At 53.1% G+C, this 24806-nt stretch carries 29 protein-coding genes, 2 pseudogenes and 1 riboswitch; of the genes and pseudogenes, 22 read left to right on the top strand and 9 right to left on the bottom strand.

What is annotated here, in order from left to right:
• The first annotated feature begins 71 nt into the window (after positions 1–71).
• The 7 genes from CAP48_RS19645 (at position 72) to CAP48_RS19615 (ending at position 5350) form a co-directional block, all read left to right on the top strand.
• The gene (locus CAP48_RS19645) at positions 72–653 is read left to right on the top strand and encodes a recombinase family protein (RefSeq protein WP_100699575.1); all 582 of its coding nucleotides are present in this window, start codon (positions 72–74) and stop codon (positions 651–653) included.
• Positions 654–729: 76 nt separating this feature from the next.
• Positions 730–1710, top strand: a complete 981-nt coding sequence (locus CAP48_RS19640) for a zinc-dependent alcohol dehydrogenase family protein (protein ID WP_242444577.1) — start codon at positions 730–732, stop codon at positions 1708–1710.
• 174 nt (positions 1711–1884) lie between these two features.
• On the top strand, positions 1885–2835 hold the full coding sequence (locus CAP48_RS19635) for an IS481 family transposase (RefSeq protein ID WP_100699574.1): 951 nt from the start codon (positions 1885–1887) through the stop codon (positions 2833–2835).
• An 86-nt stretch (positions 2836–2921) separates the two neighbouring features.
• Positions 2922–3401, top strand: coding sequence for a hypothetical protein (locus tag CAP48_RS19630; protein WP_100699573.1), 480 nt, complete (start codon positions 2922–2924; stop codon positions 3399–3401).
• Between the two features lie 849 nt (positions 3402–4250).
• Complete coding sequence (ssb, locus tag CAP48_RS19625) at positions 4251–4739, top strand: single-stranded DNA-binding protein (protein ID WP_100699572.1); 489 nt, start codon at positions 4251–4253, stop codon at positions 4737–4739.
• A 79-nt stretch (positions 4740–4818) separates the two neighbouring features.
• Positions 4819–5103 carry a BrnT family toxin gene (locus CAP48_RS19620; protein WP_100699571.1) on the top strand — a complete coding sequence of 95 codons (285 nt, stop codon included), beginning with the start codon at positions 4819–4821 and terminating at the stop codon, positions 5101–5103.
• A complete protein-coding gene (locus tag CAP48_RS19615) occupies positions 5087–5350 on the top strand; it encodes a BrnA antitoxin family protein (RefSeq protein WP_100699570.1) in 264 nt (87 codons plus the stop codon). The genes CAP48_RS19620 and CAP48_RS19615 overlap by 17 nt, the downstream gene beginning before the upstream one ends.
• 54 nt (positions 5351–5404) lie before the next feature.
• Here the strand turns inward: CAP48_RS19615 and CAP48_RS19610 are convergent, their stop codons facing one another.
• The gene (locus tag CAP48_RS19610; RefSeq protein ID WP_242444576.1) at positions 5405–5635 is read right to left on the bottom strand and encodes a hypothetical protein; all 231 of its coding nucleotides are present in this window, start codon (positions 5633–5635) and stop codon (positions 5405–5407) included.
• 20 nt (positions 5636–5655) lie between these two features.
• Here CAP48_RS19610 and CAP48_RS19605 point away from each other — a divergent pair.
• A pseudogene (locus tag CAP48_RS19605) lies at positions 5656–6027 on the top strand (Tn3 family transposase); the annotation flags it as partial.
• Between the two features lie 35 nt (positions 6028–6062).
• Here CAP48_RS19605 and CAP48_RS19600 read toward each other — a convergent pair.
• Positions 6063–6818: pseudogene (locus CAP48_RS19600) on the bottom strand (phosphomethylpyrimidine synthase ThiC); the annotation flags it as partial.
• Positions 6819–6894: 76 nt separating this feature from the next.
• Positions 6895–6992: riboswitch (TPP riboswitch) on the bottom strand.
• Between the two features lie 264 nt (positions 6993–7256).
• Here CAP48_RS19600 and CAP48_RS19595 point away from each other — a divergent pair.
• The 3 genes from CAP48_RS19595 to CAP48_RS19585 all read left to right on the top strand — a co-directional run bounded on the left by CAP48_RS19595 (position 7257) and on the right by CAP48_RS19585 (position 9681).
• Entirely contained in the window at positions 7257–7886 is a 630-nt protein-coding gene (locus CAP48_RS19595; protein ID WP_100699569.1) for a TetR/AcrR family transcriptional regulator, read from the top strand.
• 86 nt (positions 7887–7972) lie between these two features.
• Complete coding sequence (locus CAP48_RS19590; RefSeq protein WP_100699568.1) at positions 7973–9163, top strand: FAD/NAD(P)-binding oxidoreductase; 1191 nt, start codon at positions 7973–7975, stop codon at positions 9161–9163.
• Between the two features lie 113 nt (positions 9164–9276).
• Positions 9277–9681, top strand: coding sequence for a DUF1641 domain-containing protein (locus CAP48_RS19585; RefSeq protein ID WP_100699595.1), 405 nt, complete (start codon positions 9277–9279; stop codon positions 9679–9681).
• A 288-nt stretch (positions 9682–9969) separates the two neighbouring features.
• Here CAP48_RS19585 and CAP48_RS19580 read toward each other — a convergent pair whose 3' ends face one another.
• The 5 genes from CAP48_RS19580 to CAP48_RS19565 all read right to left on the bottom strand — a co-directional run bounded on the left by CAP48_RS19580 (position 9970) and on the right by CAP48_RS19565 (position 15293).
• Complete coding sequence (locus CAP48_RS19580; RefSeq protein WP_100699567.1) at positions 9970–10686, bottom strand: MgtC/SapB family protein; 717 nt, start codon at positions 10684–10686, stop codon at positions 9970–9972.
• Positions 10687–10776: 90 nt separating this feature from the next.
• Positions 10777–12132 carry a magnesium transporter gene (gene mgtE, locus CAP48_RS19575; protein WP_100699566.1) on the bottom strand — a complete coding sequence of 452 codons (1356 nt, stop codon included), beginning with the start codon at positions 12130–12132 and terminating at the stop codon, positions 10777–10779.
• Positions 12133–12217: 85 nt separating this feature from the next.
• Positions 12218–13687: a porin gene (locus CAP48_RS19570; protein WP_161495311.1), complete on the bottom strand. Its 1470-nt coding sequence runs from the start codon at positions 13685–13687 to the stop codon at positions 12218–12220.
• A 477-nt stretch (positions 13688–14164) separates the two neighbouring features.
• Complete coding sequence (locus tag CAP48_RS20165; RefSeq protein WP_153045735.1) at positions 14165–14683, bottom strand: hypothetical protein; 519 nt, start codon at positions 14681–14683, stop codon at positions 14165–14167.
• 262 nt (positions 14684–14945) lie between these two features.
• On the bottom strand, positions 14946–15293 hold the full coding sequence (locus tag CAP48_RS19565; protein WP_100699564.1) for a hypothetical protein: 348 nt from the start codon (positions 15291–15293) through the stop codon (positions 14946–14948).
• A 351-nt stretch (positions 15294–15644) separates the two neighbouring features.
• Here CAP48_RS19565 and CAP48_RS20160 point away from each other — a divergent pair, with 351 nt between their 5' ends.
• From CAP48_RS20160 to CAP48_RS19540, 5 genes are all read left to right on the top strand, one after another.
• Positions 15645–16040: a hypothetical protein gene (locus CAP48_RS20160; protein WP_153045734.1), complete on the top strand. Its 396-nt coding sequence runs from the start codon at positions 15645–15647 to the stop codon at positions 16038–16040.
• A gap of 458 nt (positions 16041–16498) precedes the next feature.
• A complete protein-coding gene (locus CAP48_RS19555) occupies positions 16499–16759 on the top strand; it encodes a TrfB-related DNA-binding protein (protein ID WP_100699562.1) in 261 nt (86 codons plus the stop codon).
• 98 nt (positions 16760–16857) lie between these two features.
• On the top strand, positions 16858–17172 hold the full coding sequence (gene parC, locus CAP48_RS19550; protein ID WP_100699561.1) for a ParC family partition-associated protein: 315 nt from the start codon (positions 16858–16860) through the stop codon (positions 17170–17172).
• 165 nt (positions 17173–17337) lie between these two features.
• Positions 17338–18738: a replication protein gene (locus tag CAP48_RS19545; protein ID WP_100699560.1), complete on the top strand. Its 1401-nt coding sequence runs from the start codon at positions 17338–17340 to the stop codon at positions 18736–18738.
• Between the two features lie 258 nt (positions 18739–18996).
• Complete coding sequence (locus CAP48_RS19540; RefSeq protein WP_242444579.1) at positions 18997–19317, top strand: hypothetical protein; 321 nt, start codon at positions 18997–18999, stop codon at positions 19315–19317.
• Here the strand turns inward: CAP48_RS19540 and CAP48_RS19535 are convergent.
• Together CAP48_RS19535 and CAP48_RS19530 are read right to left on the bottom strand one after the other, a co-directional pair.
• Entirely contained in the window at positions 19251–19571 is a 321-nt protein-coding gene (locus CAP48_RS19535; protein WP_100699559.1) for a type II toxin-antitoxin system PemK/MazF family toxin, read from the bottom strand. The two genes, CAP48_RS19540 and CAP48_RS19535, sit on opposite strands and share 67 nt — an antisense overlap.
• Complete coding sequence (locus tag CAP48_RS19530) at positions 19568–19777, bottom strand: antitoxin MazE family protein (protein ID WP_100699594.1); 210 nt, start codon at positions 19775–19777, stop codon at positions 19568–19570. Before CAP48_RS19530 ends, CAP48_RS19535 begins: the two co-directional genes overlap by 4 nt.
• Before the next feature lie 272 nt (positions 19778–20049).
• Between CAP48_RS19530 and CAP48_RS19525 the strand changes: the two genes are divergently transcribed.
• From CAP48_RS19525 to CAP48_RS19495, 6 genes are all read left to right on the top strand, one after another.
• The gene (locus CAP48_RS19525; protein WP_100699558.1) at positions 20050–20451 is read left to right on the top strand and encodes a hypothetical protein; all 402 of its coding nucleotides are present in this window, start codon (positions 20050–20052) and stop codon (positions 20449–20451) included.
• Positions 20452–20876: 425 nt separating this feature from the next.
• Positions 20877–21644, top strand: coding sequence for a ParA family protein (locus CAP48_RS19520; RefSeq protein ID WP_100699557.1), 768 nt, complete (start codon positions 20877–20879; stop codon positions 21642–21644).
• A gap of 13 nt (positions 21645–21657) precedes the next feature.
• Positions 21658–22638, top strand: a complete 981-nt coding sequence (locus CAP48_RS19515) for a ParB/RepB/Spo0J family partition protein (RefSeq protein WP_100699556.1) — start codon at positions 21658–21660, stop codon at positions 22636–22638.
• A gap of 1 nt (position 22639) precedes the next feature.
• A complete protein-coding gene (locus tag CAP48_RS19510; protein WP_100699555.1) occupies positions 22640–22873 on the top strand; it encodes a DUF3717 domain-containing protein in 234 nt (77 codons plus the stop codon).
• A 9-nt stretch (positions 22874–22882) separates the two neighbouring features.
• On the top strand, positions 22883–23212 hold the full coding sequence (locus CAP48_RS19505; RefSeq protein WP_100006106.1) for a TrfB-related DNA-binding protein: 330 nt from the start codon (positions 22883–22885) through the stop codon (positions 23210–23212).
• Between the two features lie 435 nt (positions 23213–23647).
• A protein-coding gene (locus CAP48_RS19495; protein WP_100699553.1) for an IS3 family transposase occupies positions 23648–24804 on the top strand; the annotation gives its coding sequence in 2 pieces (ribosomal slippage) (positions 23648–23885 and positions 23885–24804; 1158 coding nt in all).
• The last annotated feature ends 2 nt before the right edge of the window (positions 24805–24806 follow it).

The following is a 24806-nucleotide window of genomic DNA, read 5'->3' as shown; positions in this document are numbered from 1 at the left end:
TGGAATGAGGGTTTGCGAGTTGCACAAACGTATTGCATAATAAACCGTATTGGCAATAGGTTTATGCAATCATGCGTATCGGCTATGCCCGCGTTTCGACCCAGGAACAAGACACCCGAGCGCAGATCGCGGCGCTCGAACAGGCGGGGTGCCAAAAGATTTTTCAGGAGAAGGCATCCGGCGGTCGGTGGGACCGACCGGAACTACACCGATTGCTGGATCAACTGCGTGCGGATGATGTCGTGGTGGTATGGAAGCTCGACCGGTTATCCCGCTCATTGAAGGATCTGCTACTGACGCTGGAGCGGGTTGAAAAGGTCCGTGCTGATTTCCGGAGTTTGACGGAATCCATTGATACTTCAACGCCCGCCGGGCGCATGATGATGCAGATGGTCGGCTCGTTTGCCGAATTCGAGCGCGCCATGCTGCGCGAGCGCACACGCAACGGCATGAATGAGGCTCGAAAGGCAGGACGAGTTGGAGGCCGACGTCCAAAACTTACGCAGCAACAGCAGAAAGAGGTCGTCAGCTTGGTTATCTCGGGTCAAAAGAGCAGTGCTGAGGCTGCCCGGCTATTTCGAGTCCATCCATCGACTGTGGGTCGACTCATCGCTCGTCACCGACCGACAACGCTCTTGAAACCGATCGGCTGAACGTCTTCGCCCCTTTGCTGCCGTTAATTTCTCTTGCAACTATGCAGTTGATCTCAATTCCCAGCTGTTTCCCGCCATGGTCAGCCGAAGCGGCATCGTTGTGAATAACCTCGTCCTTCGCTACCGGTCGTTCGGTCCGCCGCACGAAAGCCTAATGTTGGAAGAGGCCGACGTTACAACTACGACAGACGATGTTCTGCGAGTTGCTATGTCGGTCGTACCGGTCAATCCGTCCGACCTGATCCCGGTTACAGGAGCCTATGCCCATCGGATCCAGCTTCCAGCGATTGCCGGATATGAAGGCGTAGGCGTAGTAATCAATGCACCGTCTGCATACGCCGGGCTGGTTGGGCGACGTGTGCTGCCCCTGCGAGGGCCTGGAACGTGGCAACGTTTTGTGGATTGCGATCCCGCCTTTGCTGTCACTGTCCCTAACGACGTCGATGATTTGACCGCCGCACGCAGTTATATCAATCCACTAGCCGCTCTCAGAATGCTAAAAAATTGGCCAGTGCAGGGAAAGCGGGTTCTGCTGACAGGCGCTGGATCAACCTGCGCGAATCTGCTGGGGCTTTGGGCTAGGCTGCAAGGCGCTGCGGAAGTGGTCGGCATCTACCGCTCCCATAGCAGGGCGGAGCAGATACGGGAGCTTGGAATCATTCCGCTGGCTCTCAATGATAGCTCGGCTATCAAAAACATCGCCGCAGAGACAGATATAACTTTTGATGCACTGGGCGGAACAGTCGCTATATCCGTGATCGATGCGATGAAGCTCGGTAGTACGTTTGTCGGATATGGCCTGCTGAGCGGTTGCCCAGTTGTCCCGTCACGCCAGCCTCGCGCTCAGTTTACGCGCTTTCATCTCAGGGATGAGTTGGTAACGATGGAATCAGAAATATGGCAGCAGCAGTTTCAGGCCATTTGGCCACTCTTGCTTGACTCGAGACTGCCAGAGACTCGGAATTTTCCTCTATCGCACTGGCGCCGCGCGATCAAAAGTTTTGCGATTCCAGGCAGAAAAAAACCGATGATCGACTTCAGGCGATGTGCCATTTGAATTTCGACTAAATCTACTTTGTCGACATTCCATGCCAGCATCTAGGAGCCGCTTCTGGCCGACAGCCGACGAAAGCTAAGACTCTAGGTGTGACCTCTCAGTAGATTGTTCATCCGAGCCACTATCCCTGAAGCTGATGGGTGTCGAAATCCAGAAGCCCCAGGAGTGACCCGGATGAACACGCATCAGAATGCGCGACTGACGTTTCAAGGTCGAGTGCTGCTAATTCGCCGTATCCGCGAACATGGTCTACGCCCTGTTGAAGCCGCCCAGGCGATGGGCATCAGCGCGCGTACGGCCTACAAGTGGCTGGCCCGCTATCGGACCGAAGGCGAGTCGGGTCTGTTCGATCGCAGTTGTCGACCGACGCAGTGTCCGCATCAACTGTGCGCTGCCAAACGGCGCGAGATCATCGCGCTGCGTCGTCAACGCTTGATCTACCGCCAGATTCATGCGTCGACGCACGTGCCCGTGAGCACGATCAGTCGCGTATTGCGCGCGGCTGGCCTGAATCGACTATCGGCGCTTGAGCCGACGCCGCCCGCGAATCGCTACGAACATGACGCGCCGGGCGATATGCTCCATCTGGATATCAAGAAATTGAACCGCTTTGCTCAGCCGGGGCATCGAGTGACAGGAGATCGACGAACGAAGTCGCGCGGTGCCGGCTGGGACTATGTGCATATCGCGATCGACGATCACAGCCGTGTGGCGCATGCCACGATCTGGCCGGATGAGACGGGCTGCAGCGCCGTACGTGCACTGATCGTCACGTTGCGATACTACCGGCGTCTGGACGTGTCTTTTCGCACGGTATTGACCGATAACGGGGCGTGCTATCAATCGCGCCTGTTCGCCAGAGCCTGTCGGCTTCTGGGGCTCAGGCACCGGCGTACCCGGCCGTATCGGCCGCGCACCAACGGCAAGGCCGAACGGCTGATCCAGACGGCGCTGCACGAGTGGGCCTATGCGCATGTCTATGAAGACGCCGCGCAACGCGCGGCGTATCTGCCGTATTGGCTGCATGACTACAACTGGCACCGACCGCATGCCAGCTTGAATCATAAAACGCCAATCAGCCGATTGGGGCTGGCCGTGAACAATGTGGTGGGTTTACACATCTAGGCCTCAGTCATCCGTGTTTGTATTCCAATCTCTTAGCGTACGATTTTGTTCGAATTCCCCGGCCACCCCCATATGAGGTCTCTCGCATGATGGCTGAAATGATCCTAGGAGACGAAGCAACACTTAAAGCGCAGTTGCAGACGCGAGGATTTCTCACGCTACAAGAGCCAGCAAGTGGAGCTGGAGGAATGATTATCGCAGCAGCGCATGTATTGGCCGATGCCGGTATCAACTATCAACAAGCCCTACATGTCACAGCAATTGATGTGGATCGACGGTGCGCTCATATGACATTCCTACAACTAGCGTTGCTGCATATACCAGCCGTCGTGATTCAAGGCAATGCGCTGACTCTTGAGACGGTCGAGACCTGGTGCACACCGGCTCACATACTAGGAGGGTGGTCGCGGCGCTTGCGTCGACAACAGCCTGTCAGTGATGCAGAGCAGTTGCTTATGCCGCAGCCCAAGCCGATACAGCAAAAGCACAACACTGATGTGCCAGAGCAGCACGTTGAGCAGGCAATCAGCAAAGGTATCCAGGAGGGGCAGATGAGCCTGTTCTGAATATATGGGCCCTACCGGGCCCTTGTTGATTTGGGTGGTCCTGGCGACTAGACCGTACGGATTTTCATGTGAAAGGGCCATTCACATCAAAGTAGCTTGTCGCAACATGACCGTTGCGATAGCCATAACGATGGCTCCAGCAAGATACATCACAGCGTACAGCGCGTAGGGTGGTGGTTTCACTCCCTCCAAGGCCTTGGCTATCACAGGATCTGAGATTGGGGTGTTGCGGAGTTGCCAAAGTCGAACCGCACGATAAGCATGGAACAAGCCAGCGGTAATGAGACCTGCGGTAATGAGCAAACCAATTGGTGGCACTCACCACATAGCAGTTGCTAAAGGTTGAATTATTGCGTCCATCCTTGTCCTCTTGATCAATGAGCACTTAATTGTCTGTCGTTGAGTTCAACGAGTTCCATTTAACTTTTTAGCTTCGACCCTACTGGGTCTGCGCGCTTCGCTTGCCAGGGCCGCGGTGCGGCCTAGTTGGTGCGCTGCGCACAGAAGGCGCTCGCCGCGCGGCTGTGTTGCGTCCTCTCATTACTGGGCTACCGCGAATCCGATCTCGTCAGTCCGCCGCCCCAACAACGCCGACCGTACCACTCCAGGCCGCACTTCAAGGGCTTTCGCGGCATAAACCGCTCGCTTCGCTCCCTATTTATTCCACGGTCCCTTTCCGTTTGTCCTTCCATGGTTCGGCACGGCACGGGCGGCGAACTAACGAGACCGGCGGCACACACCGCAAGCCGAAATGTAGAACGCAACACAGATCTACAAATCGGGCTCGGAATCTTCGATCCCGGTCAGCGGTAAACCTTTTTGTGATTCGATTTTTTGGGAGCAAACATCATGGCATCGGTAAACAAAGTGATCTTGGTCGGCAACCTTGGACGTGACCCCGAAGTACGCTATAGCGCGGAAGGGGCTGCTATCTGCAATATTTCCATCGCCACGACTTCGCAGTGGAAAGACCGTAGCTCTGGTGAGCGCCGCGAGGAAACGGAATGGCACCGTGTGGTGTTCTACAACCGTCTGGCTGAAATTGCAGGTGAGTACCTGAGAAAAGGCCGACCCGTTTATGTGGAAGGTCGTCTACGCACCCGCAAATGGGCAGGCGATGATGGCCAAGACCGCTACACTACTGAAATTGTGGTCGAGCAGATGCAGATGTTGGGTGGTGGTCGTGGTGGAGAGGGTGCCGGCGAAGCGCCAGAGCCGCAACCACAGGGCAAGCCTACTGGCAAGCGTCCGGCTAAGCAGGCGGCGAAGCAAGCGCAATCCAATACCCCTCCTGCCTCGGATAGTCTGGCGGATATGACAGACGATATTCCGTTCTAGCGGTCACTAGGGATTACAAGGCCCTGCCGTCACAGGGTCTTGTTTTGCATTTGTGTAGACATTGGTGTATATTGATTGTATGGAAATAGATGGATTTGACTGGGATGATGGCAACTGGCCCAAGTGCGGCAAGCATGGTGTTACTCGCGAGGAAATCGAGCAGGTTTTCTTGGGTGGCCCTGCTGTTATGCCTGACCCGTTTCCTGATGAGCCGCGCATGAGGGCTATTGGAAAAACTGTTGCTGGCCGGTATGTGTTTTTGGTGTTTATGTTTCGCAAGGTAGGTGGCCAAACCAAATTGCGACCCATCAGCGCACGTTTCATGCACCAGAAGGAGATCGATCATTATGAACAGAAAACTTAAGCCTCTACCATCGTTGCGTAGTGACGCAGAAGCCGAAAAATTTGTGACGGATGCTGATCTGTCGGAATACGATTTGTCCGGCTTCAAGCCAATGAAGTTTGAATTCGCCAAGAAGGAAGCTGCATTGAACATGCGTATTCCATCCGCGCTGTTATCTGCGGTGAAAGCGAAGGCAGCCAGTAAAGGCATTCCCTATACTCGTTATGTTCGAATGCTGCTTGAGAACGATATTTCGCACTCTCGCTAGTAGATAAAGGCCACCCAAGGGTGGCCTTTGTTGTTTCTAGTAGCCAAGATGGGCTTAGCGTTCTAGTTCAGGGCCGTCTGATTTCACTTCCAAATTTTGTGGCTCTATGTTTTTCAGTCTACCCGCGTAAGCAGGTGTCAATAGTTGATTGACCCGCTCAAAGTCCGACTGCGGTACTTGGGCATTCTCGATATCTCTGCCGATATAGAGGTCCGTCCGATGGTCTTCCAGCCCTTTGATGTAGCCTTTCAGGACGTCTGGATTTTTCAGCTCTGCAACAGTCATCTCTTGAGCCTTCGAGCCTGCTGCAGAACGTCGATTTACGTCGCCGCGTCCAGGTGGGGCTGAACAAGGGCGAGGCCAAGAATGCGTTGGCCCGAGCCGTATTCTTGAACCGTCTGGGCGAAGTTCGCGATCGCAGTTACGAAAACCAGCGCTACCGCGCCAGCGGCCTGAATCTCGTGGTCAACGCCATCATTCTCTGGAATACCGTCTATATGGAGCGTGCGATCCAGTCACTGACCGATTCCGGGCAGCCCGTGGATGAAGATCTGTTACCGCACCTGTCGCCGCTGGGCTGGGAACACATCAATCTCACCGGCGATTACGTCTGGCAGCAGGATAAACGCGTTGCGCGGGGCCGGTTCCGGCCACTACGAACACCGCGAGAGGCTTAGCGTACGATTTTTTCCGTTTCGTGAGGTGACCCCCTGATGTTTGAACTTAGCGCCGAGTTTCCTATGTTGGCATTGATCTTGACCAGGAAATTTCTACCTATGATCATAGGCTCGCATTCGGGGTGGTTTATATTGGCTGGAATGATGGCCCGGCCTCTTGCCACTTCCTCGCGCACGAATTCTGGCGTGATCGAGGCTGGGATAGCGGCTCCAAACGATTGACCTGCGTGTTGACGCAGCAACCGCTCTACCAGCTTGTCGCCATCCGGGCCGCTGGCTCGCAACATTTCCACGTAGCGCTCCCGTTGCAGGTTTTCACGAATCGCGATGAACTCCATCTCAGGGGTAATAATGCCGCGCCGAGCGTAATGCATTTGAGTCACGTTGTTTCCCGCTAGGGCGCGACGCGGTAAGCGATTCAATTCGAAGCGCAGGGAATCAAGCTTTGCGTCCTGCAGGCGGGCTTGTCCGTATTCGCTGCTGGCGCCTGCCAGCTTTTCGGTGTCGTTGCGCTCTGCTATCCAGGCACTACGCACTGGGTCAAGGCCCTTACGGATGTCGATCTTGACCGATGGGTCGGTATAGGGGCCGCTGGTGTCATAAATAGTCAGTGGAGGGTTTTTTTCGCCGCCGAACATAGTGGGGGTGTCGTCTTGCGAGACTTCGCGAAATGGCACACGAATATCCGGGCGTGAGCCTTGTTGATAAATTTTGCGTGACTGGGGAAGAGGCGTGATGGCGGCGGCGTCGACTTCGGCGCTGGCTGCTGAAAAGATGGGATGGGTGTTCAAGACATGCTCCAAGAAATTAACAATGGAGCCGATAGGGGAATAGGCTTGATGTCATCGCCTGACAGGGCGTCAAACGATGTTAAACAAGCACGCTCCCAGCATCGGCATTATCCGTACTGGTACGAAGGGCCTTTCTCAACCCGCTGAAATCAGCGAGTACCCCTGCGTGCGAGCCAGTATAGGACATAAGCTTGTGGCGTGAACTTGCATCTACATCAGTAAAGCCAAGACGAACGGTGAGCAATCACTGCAATGACAGCAGGGCCAAGACGGCATGAACTGAGAACGCTCAGTTTTAACTATCCATTTCTTATGATCGTCGCCGTGCTGATGGCAAGTCGGAGTAGTCCCATAGTTCATATCCCGTTTTTCGACCTATGGGTAAACACCTAAGCAGGCGTGATACCACCGAACGAACATTCGTTCTATGATGTCTACATGACCGAAACGATATCCTTCAGCCTCTTCGCCGATCTTGGCGCCCGTCACGTGTCTACCCTGCGAGCCGCGTTGCGCCTGTTTTGTGAAAAAGGTTATTTCAATACGTCCGTTCACGAAATCGTGGCGGCAGGCGGGGTGTCCGTCGGTTTTGCCTACCATCACTTTACTGACAAGGCGGGTATTGCGCGGGCAGTTTACGACCATCTGCTTGAGCGCATGAATGCTTTGCTTAACGATATTGAAGCCACGCATGACGGGGCACAAGATCGTTGCGCGGCCGTTGTAAGAATGCTGTTTGAGTTGACCGAAGCCGAGCCCGAAGCGATGGAGTTCATCATTCACGCCCGGCATCGTGAATTTCTGCCGTCGGAAAAATCCATCTGCTCTACATCGGCGTTTGTGCGCATGCGCCGGTTTGTGGCCGATGGCATTTTAACCGGCGAGATCAAACCTATGGACCCCGTGGTGGCAGGCGCATTGGTTTACGGGGCTGCAATTCGCATGGTATGCTTACGCCTTGATGGGCTGGTGCCCCAGCCAGTAGGCGATTATTACGATGAACTTTGGCAGAACACATGGGCCGCTTTGACAACACACAGGGGCCTCGTTTCATCCGGGTCGGAGTAACGTCTTAGATAAGCCCGAGCCGATATTTTTTGTTTGGTACTAGAACGAACCTTCGTTCTGGAATTACGTTAAAAAAGGAGATACAGATGGCGCATCACATCCTGATTATCGGTGGTGGCATAGGCGGCACTATGACCGCTAACCACCTAGTGACCAAGCTTTATCCAGAAATTCGCGCAGGCAAGGTCAAGGTGACCATGCTGTCCAATTCGCCATGGCACTATTACAAGCCGGCGTTTATGTATGTGGCATTCAATGGTTTTTTCCGGGATGAACTTCGGCGGCCTCAGCGCAGCTTACTTCGTCCGGAAATCGACTTTCAACTGGAAGAGGTCGAGCAATTTGATTTTGGCGCCAGCAAAGTACGGTGTGCCAGCGGCAAAGTCATTGATTACGACCATTTAGTGATCTCCACCGGTTGCATACCCTCGCCGGAACGAATCGAAGGCCTGAAAGAAGGCGGTGATCACTTCTATCAGCATGCGCCTGCGCGACAATTAGCCGATAAGCTCAGCACCATAGAAAAGGGCCGCATATTTATCACCGTGACTTTCCCCAAGACCCATAATGTGCCGCACCAGTGCGGTATTGCACCGATAGAAACCACACTGATGCTGGACGACATGCTGCGTAAACGCGGGGTCAGGGACCAGATCGAGATCATTTACACCTACCCCACGGTAGCCCAGCTATTACGCAACTGCTTGTTTTTGCAGAAAGACACCTGTGAAGTTCTGCCTACTATCTTCGAGCAGCGTGGCATCAAGCATCAGCGAGGATTCACCCTTGATCGCGTAGATCCGGATCGCAAGGTTGCATATTCGGAAGAGGGCGACGAAGAGAATTTCGATATTTTAATGGCTACACCGCCTATTCGCGCAGTGCAGGCGGTGCGGGAATCTGGTATCTCGCAAGCCGCTGACGATGAGGGGTGGTTACCCACAGACCACGAAACGATGAAGGTGATAGGGTTAGAAAACGTTTACGTCTTGGGCGATACCGTGGATCTACCTGTTAGCAAAGCGGGCGGCTCTTGTCATAGCCAGTCGCCGGTGGTTGTTAACAACCTTGCGTCGGAAATACGGCATGGACGCACCTGCGATGCCTATGAAGGCAAGGTCGTCGCCATTGCCCAGATGGGCCTGGACGACGGTATGCCGCTTTGGTATGACTACAAAGTCGACGTCCAACCCACGCCGCCTAACAAATTGGGTGGCTTGATGCGTAAAGGCTTTAATCGCGGCGCTTATTGGGCGGTAGCCCGGGGGCTGGTATGACATCACCAGAACTACGTCACGCAGACGGCGATAATCACACGGAGGGTAGTATGGATGGACTAAAGAATGTGACACCGCATGAGGCGGCACAAGACACTCAGACCGTTGACTCTATGGCGTCGAATCAGACCGGCGGGCTTTTGCACGATGCTGCAGCGCTGCAGGGACTGCAGGAATTGCTTGCCAAGGTAGAGCCCCTGCTGGCTGGAGGCCGCCTGAACCGTATCGTTGATCTGGTGTCGATCACTGCTGACCTGGTCGATATGACTGACGAGTATATGGTCGAGAAGCTGGCGAAAGCCTTTGAAGAAACTATGGGAGCAGCATGGACAGCCGGCAACGCCGCACGGATGGCACGGACTCAGGTCTCGAACATGCAGGAAACCCCTAGCCTGATAGGTTTGCTGCGCATGGCGCGTGAGCCGGACGTCAGGCGAGGCCTTGCGTTTATGCTGACGATGGCAGGAGTGCTGGGGAAAGGACTTACGTATGATGGCCTGGACTATACCAAAGACTGAGCAATGATTCGGGCCATAGTGTCGTCAGACGCGTGGCTGGCCCTGATTACATCAGTTGTCCTGTATTTTTTGATGCTCCATCAGCACCCAAGAGTTTTGTCACTTTTTTTCCTGGCCAAGGGGGCTGATGGATATTGTCTGACGACCGACTGATCTGTTTATTATTAGCGCACTAATGATTGCCTAGTAGCTGTATTAGACAACTCCGTCCGCTTCGGGTGATGCACAACCTGACTAAGGAAGGTGCTATGAGATAGATATACTTAATCTGCGATTGTGGCCTGGTACTTATTCAGATGTACTTAGCGCCCAGAAGGCTTGATGGATAGACGGTTCAGCGTTAAGCTTGGTGATCAGGCGATCCATGTCTTCACTGCTTATCGATGTCGCCATCAGTGTTGCCTCGATTTCAATTTCCTCCTCGCCAAAGGGGGTAATGTCCAGTTCTGCCAAAGGGTAATTGGCTGATTCTAGAATTTCTTCTAATGCTGTCATCGCGTGCTGGCGTTGATCGCTGGGTGTAATGATATGGATAGTGTTTGTAATTTCACTGGATTCAGTATCAACGGGCAGGCGATTTATATAATTAACAAAAGGTCGCAGTAGTGTGTTTGCAGCCAATACAAAAAACGTGCCTAGCACCGCCTCTACAACCAGCCCTACTCCTGCACTAGCGCCAATCGCTGCTGATCCCCACAACGTGGCGGCAGTGTTCAAGCCACGTATGCTGCCTTCTTCGCGCATAATAACACCGGCCCCTAAAAAACCAACGCCCGATACGACGTAAGCAATAACGCGAACGGCACCATCATGACCTGCAATGCGAAAGGCCATGTCAACGAAGATGGCCGCGCCAACGGACACCAGTACGTTGGTACGAAGTCCGGCGGTACGCTGGCGATACTGGCGCTCGAAGCCGATGATGGAGCCCATAATGAAGGCGGTGGTCAGGCTGACCAGGGTGTCGGCGATTTCAAGTAATTGGATATTGGCGAAGGCTTTCATTGTTTTTGAATATTTATGTGGTTTGGTCGATGCACATGCACAGAGTTCCTGTGCATGTGCTCTTGACCCAGGGCGATTAACGTTATGCCTTTAGACGGCGTCTGGCAACACCAGCATCAGGTTGGCGATATTGAAGTAAATCAACACACCGACGCCGTCGCAGATGGATGTGATCAGCGGTGCGCTGGCCGATGCGGGGTCAAGCTTGAATCGAGTCAGCAAAAAAGGCAGCAACATGCCAATAACGCTGCCAACGATAACAATGATGACCATGGTGATAGACACCACTAACGCTACTTCCGGTCCAGCCCGTACAAAGCCGATCAGCGAAACGGCAAGGGCCATACTCAGCCCCAGCAGCAGGGCGACGATAATTTCCTTACCCAGCATTTGCACCCAGTCTTTGGCCATGACCTCGCCGGTGGCCAGAGCACGAACCATTAGCGTTGCGCTTTGTGAACCGGCGTTGCCCCCGCTGTCGACAAGCAAAGGCAGGAAGAACACCAAGGCAACCAGGCTTTCGATCAGACTTTCAAAGTGGGCAATGCCGGCTCCGGAAAAAAGGTTGCCAAAGACCAGAATGACGAGCCAGCCGACACGGGTGCGATAAAGCGCGCCTATGCTCGCATCTTTGAAGGAAACCGCCAGGCGGCTTACGGCGCCCAGCCTGAGCTGATCGTCGGTGCTTTCTTCCTGGGTGACATCCAGTGCGTCGTCGTGCGTGACGATGCCCACCATTTGACCCGTTTCGTTGACAACGGGCACGGCAATCAGATCGTAGTGGGCGATCTGGCGCGCTGCTGCAGTACGCGGCTCCTGAGCCTGACACTGAATGACGTCTTTCACCATGATCTGTTCAATCAGCATGGCCGGTACAGCAAGTATCAGGTCGCGCAGTGACAGGGTGCCTACTAGGTGACGGCTTTCGTCCAGAACATAAGCTTGATAAATGGTTTCCATGTCTGGCGCTTCCAGGCGGATGGTATCCAGTGCCTGGGCCACAGTCTGGTCGGCTCGCAGCGTGACGTAAGCGGATGTCATGACCGAGCCGACTGTGCCTTCGGGGTAGCTGGCAAGCAGACGGATATCTTCGCGTTCGGCATGGGCCAGCCCTGGCAGCAAGGCTCGGCGCTCGGACTCGCTTAGCCGGTTGTATAAGTCGGCACGCTCGTCATGTTCCATTTCCTCGAATAGCAAGGCCAGTTCTTTGCGGCTCATCAGGCGCGCCATGTCGGCTTGCATGGTGGGGCGCAAATGCCCAAACACCGAGGCTTTACGGTTTATATTCAAGCTCGAGAGCAGCTTCCACGCCGTGCTCAGCGGCGTATCGTTCAGCACCGAGGCGGCGTCTACCGCTGGTATGTCGTTAAGTAGTGCAGTGCCAGCGGTGTAGTCTTTTTGATCAATGTGGTGTTGGAGGCGCAGCGTTAGTGTATCTAGAGTCATGGGTGTTCCTTGTTATTTCTGAAGCTGAAATGGCGTAGTAAATGAGAGCTGGCGACTGGCGCCGCCAACCGAAAGCTCGGTCAAGCTAGAAGTGATGAGTGAGTCCAGCGGCAATCCGGCTGACTGTTGGGTTGCGTGCCGTGAATGTGTCGTCGAGTGAAAAATTGCGCCCGCCTGCCGCAAAGGCGTACACGCTGGTGCGTGGCGACAGGTCATAGACGTAGCCTAGGGAATAGGTTTGGACTTTTTTGGCGCGTTCGCCCGTGCTGCGCCATGTCCAATCAGGGTTGGCGATGGACCATTGCGCTAACGCACGGCCCGGGCCTAGTGGCAGCGACGCCCCCAGAAACCAGGCGTCGACTCGGCCGCCTTGGACGAATTCCATTGGGCCCGCCCCTGAAAGCCCGACTTCGCTGAGATCGTCGGTAGTTGTATCTCCGCCGTTCAGTCCGACAAAGCCGTTACTTTGGCGGGACCAGCCTGCTGCCAACTTGATGACCTCGAAGTCGTAGCTTGCCCCAAGCTGCCATGCTTGGGCTGAGCGGCTTCCGTGTACCCCATCGTGGCCTGGCTGCATGCGGTCATAGGTCAGCGTCGCGTAGAGCGGCCCGTCGTCATAACGCAGGCCGGCACTTAGTGCACGCGCGTTACGGCTGGTTTGAAAATGCTCGCCGTCGTTGGCATTGAAACTGTAGCTGAGTCCAGCCTGAAAGCCGGATAGCTCGGGGCTTAGGTAGCTGATGGTATTGGATAACTGGTAATTATCAGAGGCTTTGAACAGCGCACCCAGTCCGAAGTCAGCCCATGAGGCGATTTCCAGTTCGTCGCCGAACCGCTGACCTATGGCGTGTTGGCGACCCAGGCGGAACTCACCCAGTTCATCGTGTCCTATGCCTATCCATGCGGCATAGTTGAACAGGCGGTCTTCATCTTCCAGCGATCCGGTGGACGGATCAAAGCCGCTTTCAAGAGCGAAGCTTGCTGTAAACCCGTTAGCGAGCCCTTCGGAACCGCGTAATCCCCACAGCGAGTCAGCTTGGCCGCCGCTTAGGGCGCCGGTCAGATGATCTCCACCAGACACACGGGTCCAGCCTATGCCGGTATCCACAGTGCCATAAAGAGATACCCCCTCTTGGGCATGAGCGGGCGCTGCACTTAAAAGCAAACCCGAGCAAATGATTGCCGTTGCCGCTCGACATGCGGGTCGCAGTAATGAGAAGTAGGTGGCGGACACGGCGAGCATGGCAGCAATGGCATCTTCGGCTTCAGAGCCAAGGCAGGTCGCTGGCCCGGTTCCAACGACAACCGCTGTGGCTGTCCCGTGAATGACCTGGGCACCCATGAGGCAGGCATTGGGTAGGGAGTCTGGCGCGGATTGATCGACAAGGAAGTTCTCCGAGTCGATCAGTCGAATGTCGGCAGGAATAAGGTCGCCTGGCTTCAGTGTGATGATGTCCCCTGGCACAAGCGAGCGAATAGCGATTTCTCGTTCTATGGGAGACGCTGACAGCGTGGCGCGACGCCGCACGGCAGCGGGTTGTTGTTGTAGCGACAATTGCCGGTCGGTGCGTTTGTCAACGCGGCGTATAAGCTTATCGAGAGCGATCTTGTTAGGACCATTACGGGTTAAACGCTGTAGTGCATCGGCCTGAACTAACCCTTTAAGGTCCGTTCTTAACTCGTGTAGCACCGCGTTAAGGGAGTGCCAGGCGTAGTGCACAATGGGTAAGCTTGGGTCATTGTGAAAGGTTGACGTTTTTGCGATATCTCCGTAGTGGAGCTGTTGCGTTATTTTTTTCATTAGATACATCCTGATGCGCCTGAGCACGGACAGGAGATCCAGCCCTTTTATTTAGGCAACAGAACGCTCCGCCGGCTCAAGTTAGTCCTTGATCGGTTAAAGAAATAGCTGGGGTTGGTGTTGCTCGCTGGCCGCGCAAGAAGGTGGCCAGCGAGCAACATCTCGTTACCGTCTTCGTCCATAATTTTTCCTTTCTAGTGAGTTATTTATCGTGTGTGCCATTAGCACGCACTATCGAAATGGTGCGCTGTGTACTGTGGGGCGTGAGGCCGATTGCTCTTCAGGCCAATCAAAAGCCTCAGAGGAGCATGGCGGTTCGGGTAGCAGCCATGCCCACAATGGTTGGGAAGGAGGGCGCCGGACAGTATTCAATTTTCCGTTGCCGGTCTTCGGGGCAAGTGCGGATTGCGTTTTGGAGCCCACAGGTACCGTCGGGTGGAATAACTCTAGCTTGAGACTCGCCATGGGTATGTTGTTGGTGGCGCGAATAACGCGCTGTAGAAACTGAGTCGATAGACTATCTGTGGTGCTGAATTCGGCTTGCAATAAACGAGCTTCATTTGGGACAGACTCATCCTGTGCGAATCCTACTGCTGGAGCAGATAATTCCTGCCAACGCGTGAGATGAAGGCCAAGGTCATAGGCGGCCGCACGCAATGCGGCATATACCTGGTTGATGTGGTCCGGTGTCGCTACCAAAGAAATACGGTGGCGTCGCGTTGATGAAAATGGCGAATGAGTCATGAACATGATGATCTCCTTCTAATGTACGCAGCCGCCCCTTGCGTGTTGCGTTGTCTACGGGTGCGACTATCCCTCAGTGGCTTGCGCCACTGAACGATAATCCTGTTGGGTAAGCTTTATAGGCTGGCCGTGCCCATTTTTAAGCGGTTATTCTCTGTTAAACAGAAAATGTCAGCGCAGCGGACGAGTGTCGGGCCAAGTGGGGTGCCGTCGCGGCTCAGGGTCTTCTGGCATGGCGCTCTCCTATGGATTACTTATCAAAATACTGTCAGGCGGGTAGCGCGGCGAGGGTGCTTCCTGCTGCGCTTTCCACATGAATTCGACGTATATCAGGACTTTGACCCAGCCGTAGCGCCAGGGCATTTAACCTTGGGCGAAGATGAGGGGGACACTCCAGCGTGACCGAAGTGCTGGCCAAGTGCTCGACATCAGCACAAGAAACATGCACCCGCGAAATAGGGACGTCCAAGGCCTGCAGCTCGTGGTAGAGCTGTTTACGTATCGTGTTAAGCATCGTGCTTAAGCTGATAATGGTAAGTCGATAGGTGGTGGGTCGCGTGTCGTTCTGGGCTGCGCCCGAACGGTGCAGCCATTGCAATAATTTGATGGTGCGCATAGTTATCTCCTTGAAAAGGGGAGAAAACGGTGATGAATCCACGAGCATGCGCCGCCTTTTATCTATGTGTCGACGGCACGCGAACGTACACCGCCAATGAGCATAGCTAAAAAAGCGATAAAAATGAATGGGGTTTGAACGAGCAACAGACTGTTACCCGGGGCCTACCACATCCTGGCTTAGCAGGATGTGACAGAAAAAAGGTTTCTGCTGATCCTACTAGGCGGCGCGTGCGATCTTAGATCGACTACATCCGTCTGTGTCCACAATTAACCTCTAAACGTTGAAAACAGAAGGAGTATACATCAAAATGCGAGCGTGTAGTCAGATAAAGACTGATTTTAGTCGATTGTGGATATTCCGTATTGGTTTCCAATCACGTTCGGAGGTCGTGCCTGTGGTGTTGGCTGGCTTGTTGGCCGACGACAAGGCCACGATCCATTTAAATTAGATCATCAGTTTGATGATAGTGGCGCTCGCCGCGCTGACAGTCGGATGGAGTCTCGCTCGCCAGCAGGTCAACACTCCAGGTCGATGAAATGGTCAAGAGATTTATCATTCATGACTTCCAGATCCGACCAGCGAGCAAAAGTCAATATGGATATGGTTTACGTTGAATTCTTCAATGAATTACTTGCGGCTCCATTGCAATCCAATGTGTTTCAGAACGGTGATATTGTCAATTTCGCTATCACGCTTGACAATAACGGCGATATCACAGATTTCAGCAAAATCGATCTAGTTTGAATACGATGGTTTTGGTCAACGGCCACGCACAGGGTAGTAGTTTCCTGGTGTGGCACGTTGGACACTTGCTCATCGTTAATTCGAATCGACGACTACGGTGGCACCTGCCTGTACCAGTTCATCCAGGAACCAATCAGCATCCATAAGTAGTTCGGGGAAATAGAGTCCCGCAGGGGCTGGCGGGCGACCTTCAAGTCCCAAGACTGTCGACAATGACAGCACGACACTGAGGCCTGTCAGCGCGGCCTGTCCTTTCGGGAACTCGATCGTAGAACGACGCCATCGAGGGTTGCCGCCAACCTCGCCTTCGATTTCTAGGATATGCTCGGTTGCCGTGTTGCTTCCTCGCCGGCGGCTGGAAGAGATATCGATCGCCAGATCGTACGCACGGCGTGACCGCTAGTTTTTAATCAGGTACGGGCCACTACGGCCCGTACCAATCCATGCAGAGGTAGTGAATGGCAAGACCTACGATGACGGCAGAGGCATTCGAGGCGCTGCAACCGCGGTTGAGTCACCTTACGCTTAGCACTATCGAAATCACCCGAGAGGTGCTGGTAGAGGGCAAGAGTCAAAGCGAGGTGGCCCGTGTCCGGGCAGCGGCCAAAGAGATCGAGAGAGGATGGCGAAAGGTCGAGGTTTGGCTACCCCCTGAAATGGCCGAACAAGTGCGAAAAATGGAAGCTGAGGCAAGAGCGCAGCTTGCCCGAGAAAAATAAATAGCGGACTACTTCGCAAAACACACAGTATTTGTTACGTAATGCGCTATCATTGCAGCACCAGCGTCTAGTGCTGGACAGAATAGTAAAGGTAAGGCATGATTATGTTTGACTCGAAATCTGTCATTAGCCCAACAGCATTCAAAGAGGTGCTTTCGGCTGGTGGCATCAAGAGCGCGGCGGTTCGTTTCGCAGATAAAGGGTTGATTCTTGTGCTGCGAATTGGTGAGCAAGAACGCGTTCTCGGTCAGTATCGCGGTGGCCCCCGATACTTCCGAACAGTGGACGGTGCCGCCTCTGTGCTAATCCAGCACGGGCTTTTCAAGTTTGAGGCAGACGTTTCGGGTTGGTTGCCAAGATCATTGGCAGGAAAGAGCGACGAGTTATCGGGTGGCACCGGCAACGAGTCATAAACAGAAATGCAAAAGCCCCGTTTGGCGACGGGGCTTCGGCGAGGTTTTAGTCTTACAACTGCTTTGGCGAGCAGCTAAGAGTGCTGTTGATAGTGCTCATTGTAAGGCTGCATTCCTCATTTGACAAGGGCTTTGCGCGAAGACCGCAAAGCGTGAGGCAGCTTTATGGCGTTAGCACAGCGAGAACTGTTTGATGGAGCCGACGAGGCCGGGGCGTATCACGACCCTAGCCGCTTCGGCTTTTTTTCCGTCCTGGTCAAGAATCCAGACGGTGGCACGTTCCAATCGTCGCACCGATTAGTTGATATGCCGACAGTGCTAGGGCTGGTCGATAAAACCCGTGATAGCTGGCTGACGCAGGCTGAATTTATTAGGCCGAATCGTCGTGTCGTGAATCTAGCCCGCGTTGGGTTGCTTTTCGCTGACTTGGACACCTACAACATGCCATGGGCGCAAGGACGAACCCCTGAGCAGCTTACCAATAGCGTGTTGTACCTGTGTCACGATCAAGGTTTACCCACGCCGTCATTGCTGGTATTCAGCGGTCGAGGCATACAGGCCAAGTGGCTGTTAGAAACACCCGTACCACGTCAGGCGTTGCCACGCTGGAACGCATGCCAACGCTATTTAGTGGAGCGCTTGGCCGATGTAGGCGCCGACCCGGCAGCTAAAGACGCTAGCCGTGTATTGCGCATTATTCAGACAGTCAACAGCAAGAGCGGCGAGATTTGCCGCGTGGTGCACGTCGAGAACGGGCCAGATGGCCAGCCCGTGCGCTACTCATTTGAATATCTTGCCGAAATACTGCTGCCGGTGGCACGGTGGCAGATCGAGCAAGAACGACGACAGCGCAGCGAAAAGCGACAATTAAAACTACTACAGGGTACGAAAAATAGCGAATTACGCGGGTTTTCAGGCCGAAAATTGGCGTGGGATAGGTTGGAAGACCTTAGATTGCTAACGAAGCTGCGCGGCGGCGTTCAAGAAGGTGAACGCATGAAGCACCTTTTTTGGCGACTCAATTTTCTGTTGCTATCGGGCGCTACGCACAGCGGCGCGATGTACCACGAAGCGAAGGCGTTGGCCCGCGAGCTTTCCCCCAACTGGAATGATTACCGTAGCAAAGAGTTGATGACGCTTTACGCTAAAGCGAAGCAATACGAAGCCGGTGAAAAAGTAGAATTTGGTGGCCGTCAGTATTCCCCCCTGTATACCCCAAAGAATGACACTCTAATCAGCTTGTTTCAGATTACCGACGAGGAACAGCGCAAACTACGCACCGTAATCAGTACAGCCATGGCCGCAGAGCGTCACAGAGAGCGCCAGAAGGCGCGTAGGCGGGCAGCCGGGGCGATAGATCGGGAAACCTACGAAAGCCAGTCATTGAGCCGCACAAAGCCGTGGGAGGCCTTCGGAATGAGTCGGGCAAGTTGGTATCGCGCTGGCAAGCCGACCCCCCCGGCTGGTGAGACAGGTGCGTGCGTATTACACGACCGACAGGCCGGGTGTTCAAAGTCCGTGCGTATTACTAATGGCGAAGCCAAAAGCGGTGACCATAATGCATGAGACAAGTGCGTGCGTATTACTAATGGCGAAGCCTAGCGGCTTGGCCGCCTCGGCTGAAAGCCGGAGTAGCCCTGTGATTTATATATCACGAGTAGCCGCAAGGCTTGTGTGTCAACGCGGTAGCGTTGTCCACATGCCGCGCAGTGCCGCAGGCACGGAGTGTTACGGATTCAATAGGGTTAGCTTGTAAAGGAATTGATGGGTATGAGTAGAAACCGTAAATCGTTTTCCCCCGAGGTATTGGCGGCGCTCAGGGTTATGCCTGTAATTGAAGCGTTGGACTTGATGGGGTTGTATTGGAAGCGTGATACTGATTTTGTACCGCTCAAAGATAAATCGACGTTGCGGCTATACGTTTCTATTGACGGTGGTGTGGTGGAATTGTTGGCTACCGGGCTGCGTTGGTATGACTCAAGGGTTGAGAAAGGCGGCGGTGGTGCTATCGACTTAGTGATGCACCTGTACCGTTTAGATTTTGTTTCGGCTGTAAAGCTATTGATGGGTGCATCCAGTCAGGCGATGCCGACTACCCACAATATGGCTCGTTCCACTGCCCTCATACGCTCATTGTCCAACTGACCAATGGTAGAGCCTATTTTGCTTTCTGAGAGGGTGCCAATTTTATCAACCATTACTTGCGAAAGGTATTTCAGGCCGTTGGTAGGGTTTGGTTCTATGGTGATGCGAAAGGCTGCGTCTTGTATATCGCTGGTGATCGGGCAAACAATGATGCTTTGCAGGTCTTCGAGTAAATCTGATTGCACAATTAATGCTGGCCGTGGCTTTCCAAAGTCACCTTGAAAAGCCACGGTTACGATGCTACCTCGTGTCATACCCATCCTTCAGTTGTGCGGATGGCTTCGTCTGTTTGTTCCAGAATCTCACGCTCAGTAGGGTCATTTCGCAATTTGCGGGCTTGCTGACGTATTTTTTCAGCAAATTTTGTTGACCGTGTATCAGGAACCCACATTTGGAAGGGTCGTAAGCCCTCAGCGCGTAGTCTGGCCCGGTGTAGCCTTACTTTGTTTGTTGTTCCCATGTCATTCTCCAATTCGTTACGTTGCATGTGCCATATCATTGATGACTGTCATGTGTCAATTACATGATACCATGCAGATAGGTTCTTTGGCACGAATATAGGAGGCATAGCGTGAACCGAAAACAAGAACTGATGCTTTCGTCTTCAAGGCAAAAAGCTGATCGAGAAGTGCAGCAAGATAGCGCACTTGAAACAAAAAAATAGCAATCGAAGCCGAGCAGCGCCCTACTCTGCCCGGCCCAATGAGGGCCTATGTAGCTGACGAACGCAAGATGATAGACAAGTCCCGTGAGTTATCGTTGAGCGATGGCGATGGTGAGGCGCACAAATCCGTTGTAACGCACGATCTGTATAACGATGGAAAGTTCTATCAGCACAAAGACGTTGCGGCCAAGCCTAAACGACACGCCCCGGAAGTAGGAAAAACCTATAAAGGACCGATTGTGTCAGTTGATGATCGACACGTTATACAGACTGTCCGTGAAGGTCGCCGGGAATTACATATTCGTCATGAAAGAAAAACCCTGAGTAGTTCGCAAAGAGATCTATTCAAGCAAGGGGCAAATGTTGAAATTCGCTATCCCTACGAGCACGTTGGAATTGCCAAGGCATGGCAGGAGCGTGAGCACAGTAGCCCTGCTTCGCGTGGTATTGAGCCGCGAGGCCGCGTTTAGGCGAAAAAGACGACGGGAATACAGGAGCCGCCCCGTATTCCCGTCTGACCCGACTGGACTTGCACAAGGAAACAGACCATGACAAATATCGGCGGGTTAAGGCCATTCTATCAAGCTGGCTAGATGGAAGGGCAAAAAAAATCCCGGCCAAAAAGCCGGGATGAAATCCAATGTTAAGCCCCTCATTGCTGAGAAGCCTACTTCCCTATTCTATCAAGAGCGTTGCTGCAATTCTATAGACGGCGCACCATGAATCATAGATTCGTTTTTTGTTGCTGGAAATTCCCGCATGCGAGAACTGGAACTATTGACAAAGTATTGACACGTCAATATAATGTCAGTACAAAATCAATATTCATTATCCAATGTTAAATCTTCTTCATGAGGTTCCTACTATGCGAACTGAGCAGCCAGAAAGGAAAGGTATGCGAGTCTTAGCAGTGGCAAACCAAAAAGGCGGTGTTGGTAAAAGCACGTTCGGCGTTCATATCGCTTTTCGTGCCGCAGAACAAGGTTATAGAGTACTGCTTGTTGACGTTGACGAGGGTGATATTTCAGAGGTTTTTCCCGAGGTCGAGGAAGACGATGAAACCCCATATTTGAAATCAAGCCAGCTTTTTTCCGGCGAACTTAATGGGCAAAACCCCCGAGAGGTTTATGAGGGCATATCGCTGATCGAGGCCGATGTAGAGATTCTGGACGTCGATGATATGCCGCTGGACGTCATCATGGGGCTACGGGAGTCTTTGACCAAGTTTGCTGCTGATTACGACCTGTGCATCATTGATACCCCGCCTAATTTACAGCGTCGCATGCTTGGCGCTCTGACGGCTGCTGATGGCGTGGTGACGCCATTCGATATTTCCCCGTTTTCTTTGGCAAGAATGCCAAAGTTGTTGGCTACTGTTGCAGGGGTTCAAGGTGAATACAACCCTAATTTGCGACACCTTGGTTTTGTTGCAAATCGGGTCAATAGCAAGTCATCCAACGAAGTACGAGCGCTGCCAGAATTGCGTGAAGCCTATGGCGACATGCTTTTTGACGAGGTTGTTATTGCGCGGGCCTGCATATCGACCGCGCTGGCTCAGGGCCACCCTGTATGGCATCGTGCCCGAAGTGGTAATCAGCGCTTGGCGGCAAAAGAAATGCGACAGGCATGTGACGAAGTGCTGTCACGTCTTGGTATGAACTAATGGAGAGATAGGAATGAGCGCTTTTACGAAAAAAATTAGCAAGCTGTCACAGATTCAGAAGCAAGGCGCGGCCCTGCCCGGTGAGCGCATTGAGGAAGTTGACCCTAATTTGGTTGATTGTGAGGTTCAGATTCGCAGTAAGGACAATCCGGGTCTAACAATTGAATCGTTAACCGAACTTGGCGAAGACATGAAACGGGACGGACAGCATGAACCCGCTATCGTCCGTAAACACCCTACTAAGCCGGGGCGCTACTTGATGGTTGCTGGTGAACGGCGTTGGAGTGCCAGCAAAATTGCTGGCATCAAATTACAGGTTGTAGTGCGCGATATTACGGACGAGCAGGCGCGACGTATTCAGCGGGCCGAGAATATTCAGCGGGAAAACCTAACTCAACTTGAGGTTGCTACAGCACTGAACGAAGACAGGCGACGGCTAGGTACTTTGGAAAAAGTGGCGGCTGAATGGAATAAAAGCATCAATTGGGTGTCCGAGCGCATCAAGTTTCTTGAAGTGGTCAAGACAGAAGGTGAAGCGAGTAAGGCGGTGACGGCGGGTGTTACGGCTGACATATCAGCCATCAACGATTTGCACCGACTGGAAAAAGAAGATGCTAAGGCAGCAAAAGAAGTTGTTGAACGGGCAGAGGCTGACCCGGCGCTAAATGTGCGTAAAGCCGTTCGTGAGAAGTTGAAAGAAACAAAACCGGCCGACAAAGACCAAAGCGCAAAAGCCAGCAAAAAAGCGGATTCCCGCATGCGAGAAAAAAACGTGTCGCCGGTGACGCTGGAACCAGCTTCTGCAAAGTTGGTAATACAAGCGGGCAAGCAAGCCGAGCGAATCAATGAGCAACTTGAAAAGATGCTGGGTGCCCTTCAAGAAAGGCCTGATGTGCGCAACGCTTTAGGCGGTGTGCTTGATGGCACGGTTCAGGCGGGTAAAGAACTACAGCGTATGCGCGAGGCTCTAGCAGCGCTATCACAAAAGCATTGATATGAATGAGACGGTTTACAGCATTGAGAAAATTGAGAGGGCCGTAAATTATTGGCGCGGCGTTGAGGGGCCTCATGATGGGGTTTCACTTGGCGAGACAGCCAGCCGCCTTGCTAATGTTTACGGCAACATGATCTTTACACACGAGGCCGTTATAGCGGCTCGTGACTTAGATCAAGCGTTAATTGGCAAGATCGAGTTAGCAATTAAACAGCAAAGCTTGCCGCTTTTATAAGGGTGAACGATGCGAAGTCAGGAGCGTTACAGGTTAACGGAAGAAGAATTTACCACTGCGGCCAGCACCATGCCCCGAGTAGCGAAAAGAAATGTCGAACTGGCCCGCGAGGTGTTGGTTAACGGCAAAGGCTTGTCCGAGGTGGGCCGCGAATACGGTGTAGCGCGTCAAAGTGTTCAGCATTACCGCGACAAGGTTTATTCGGCCTATCTGATGAAGGTCATGGTGCCGCCGTCATGGGTGAAACAGACTGTTTATGCGCCCAAGGAAATGTTAGATGACTTCCTTGATGAAGTGGAACAGGAGCGCGTTAGGTACTTTTCTGAGCCGAGGGATTGATATGAATTGGTTAGCAAATGAGGCTGCTGAAGCCTTGAAAGAACATAACCCTAATTACAGTCACTAAACGTCTTTAGGTGCTATGAAACGAACTGCCGGGATGATTCTTCGCAAGCGTTGGGAAACGTCTAGTCGATGGTACGAGGCAGAACTTGTATACGACCTTTTGGGTGATTGGGTTGTGGTTCGACGGTGGGGAGGAAAAGGCTCAAAGCGGCATGGTGAAATGACGTGCCTGGTCGAGGATGAAGCGCACGGCCATCAGCTTATTGAGCACATACACGTAGTGCGAACGAGGCGAAAACCGCCCTACTCGTTGGTTTATTGATTTTTTGAGGAGTCTGATGTGAGTGAGCCGGTGGATACGTCTTTTTGAATCGGCCAGGGTTTACTAGACACTTTTAAGCCTCATAATACTCACAGATGGAGATTATTATGAGCAAGGTCCGATTTACGGAAGAATTCAAACTCGAAGCGATAAAGCAAATTACAGAACACCACCGACCGGTGGCTGAAGTGTCGCAACGACTGGGCGTGTCGAGCCACAGCCTGTATGCCTGGATCAAGCGATACGGTAAGTCTGCGCAGTCAGGTAAGCAGGCTGGCACTGAGGCGATCGAGCTCAGGCGTCTACGTGCTGAGGTCAAACGATTGACCCAAGAGCGAGATATCCTAAAAAAGGCCGCCGCGTATTTTGCCAAGGAGTCCGGCTAAAGTACGCGTTTGTAGAACAATATTCGACTCAATACCCGGTGCGCAGACTGTGTCAGGTGCTAGGCGTTCATCCTAGTGGATATTACGCCTGGAGACGCAATGCCTATAGCACACGCCATCATGAAGACCAGCGATTGCTGGCTCTGATGAAGCCCTCCTGGCTTGAGAGTGGCCGGGTTTATGGCTACAGCAAGGTGCATTTGGATTTACTGGCATTGGGCGAGACCTGCAGCCGTCATCGCGTAGCGCGCTTGATGCGTAGCTGCGGATGGCGTGCTCAGGTTGGGTATGGTCGTCGTCGACCCGGGTCTTATGGTGGCGCTGCCCATAATGTAGTGGCTAACATTCTGGACAGGCAATTCGATGTCGCAGCGCCGAACCGAGTCTGGGTGACCGATATTACCTATATCCGTACCCATGAAGGTTGGCTCTATCTGGCTGTTGTGGTGGACTTATTCTCGCGCCAGGTAGTGGGCTGGTCGATGGATTCACGAATGAATAAAGATTTAGTTCTGCAGGCACTGCTCGCCGCAGTATGGCGTCGCAAACCCAAGCAACCCATCATGGTCCATTCAGATCAGGGTAGTCAATTTACGAGCTACGAATACGCAGCGTTCCTGGCCAACCATAATCTACAACCGAGTATGAGTCGACGCGGAAACTGCCATGATAATGCTGTCGCAGAAAGCTTCTTCCAATTACTCAAACGTGAACGAATTAAACGTAATATATACAAAACCAGAGAGCACGCACGACAGGATATCTTTGACTATATCGAAATGTTTTACAACCCTGTCCGCCGTCATAGCCATGCGGCCAACCTATCGCCGGTAAACTACGAACAGCAATACTTTTCTGAGGCTACGAACTGTCTATAAAA

This window comes from Advenella sp. S44 (genome assembly GCF_002810445.1).
Lineage (GTDB): Bacteria > Pseudomonadota > Gammaproteobacteria > Burkholderiales > Burkholderiaceae_B > Advenella.
The sequence above is the reverse complement of the archived record's forward strand: the minus strand, read 5'-3'. Positions and strand labels throughout refer to the sequence as shown.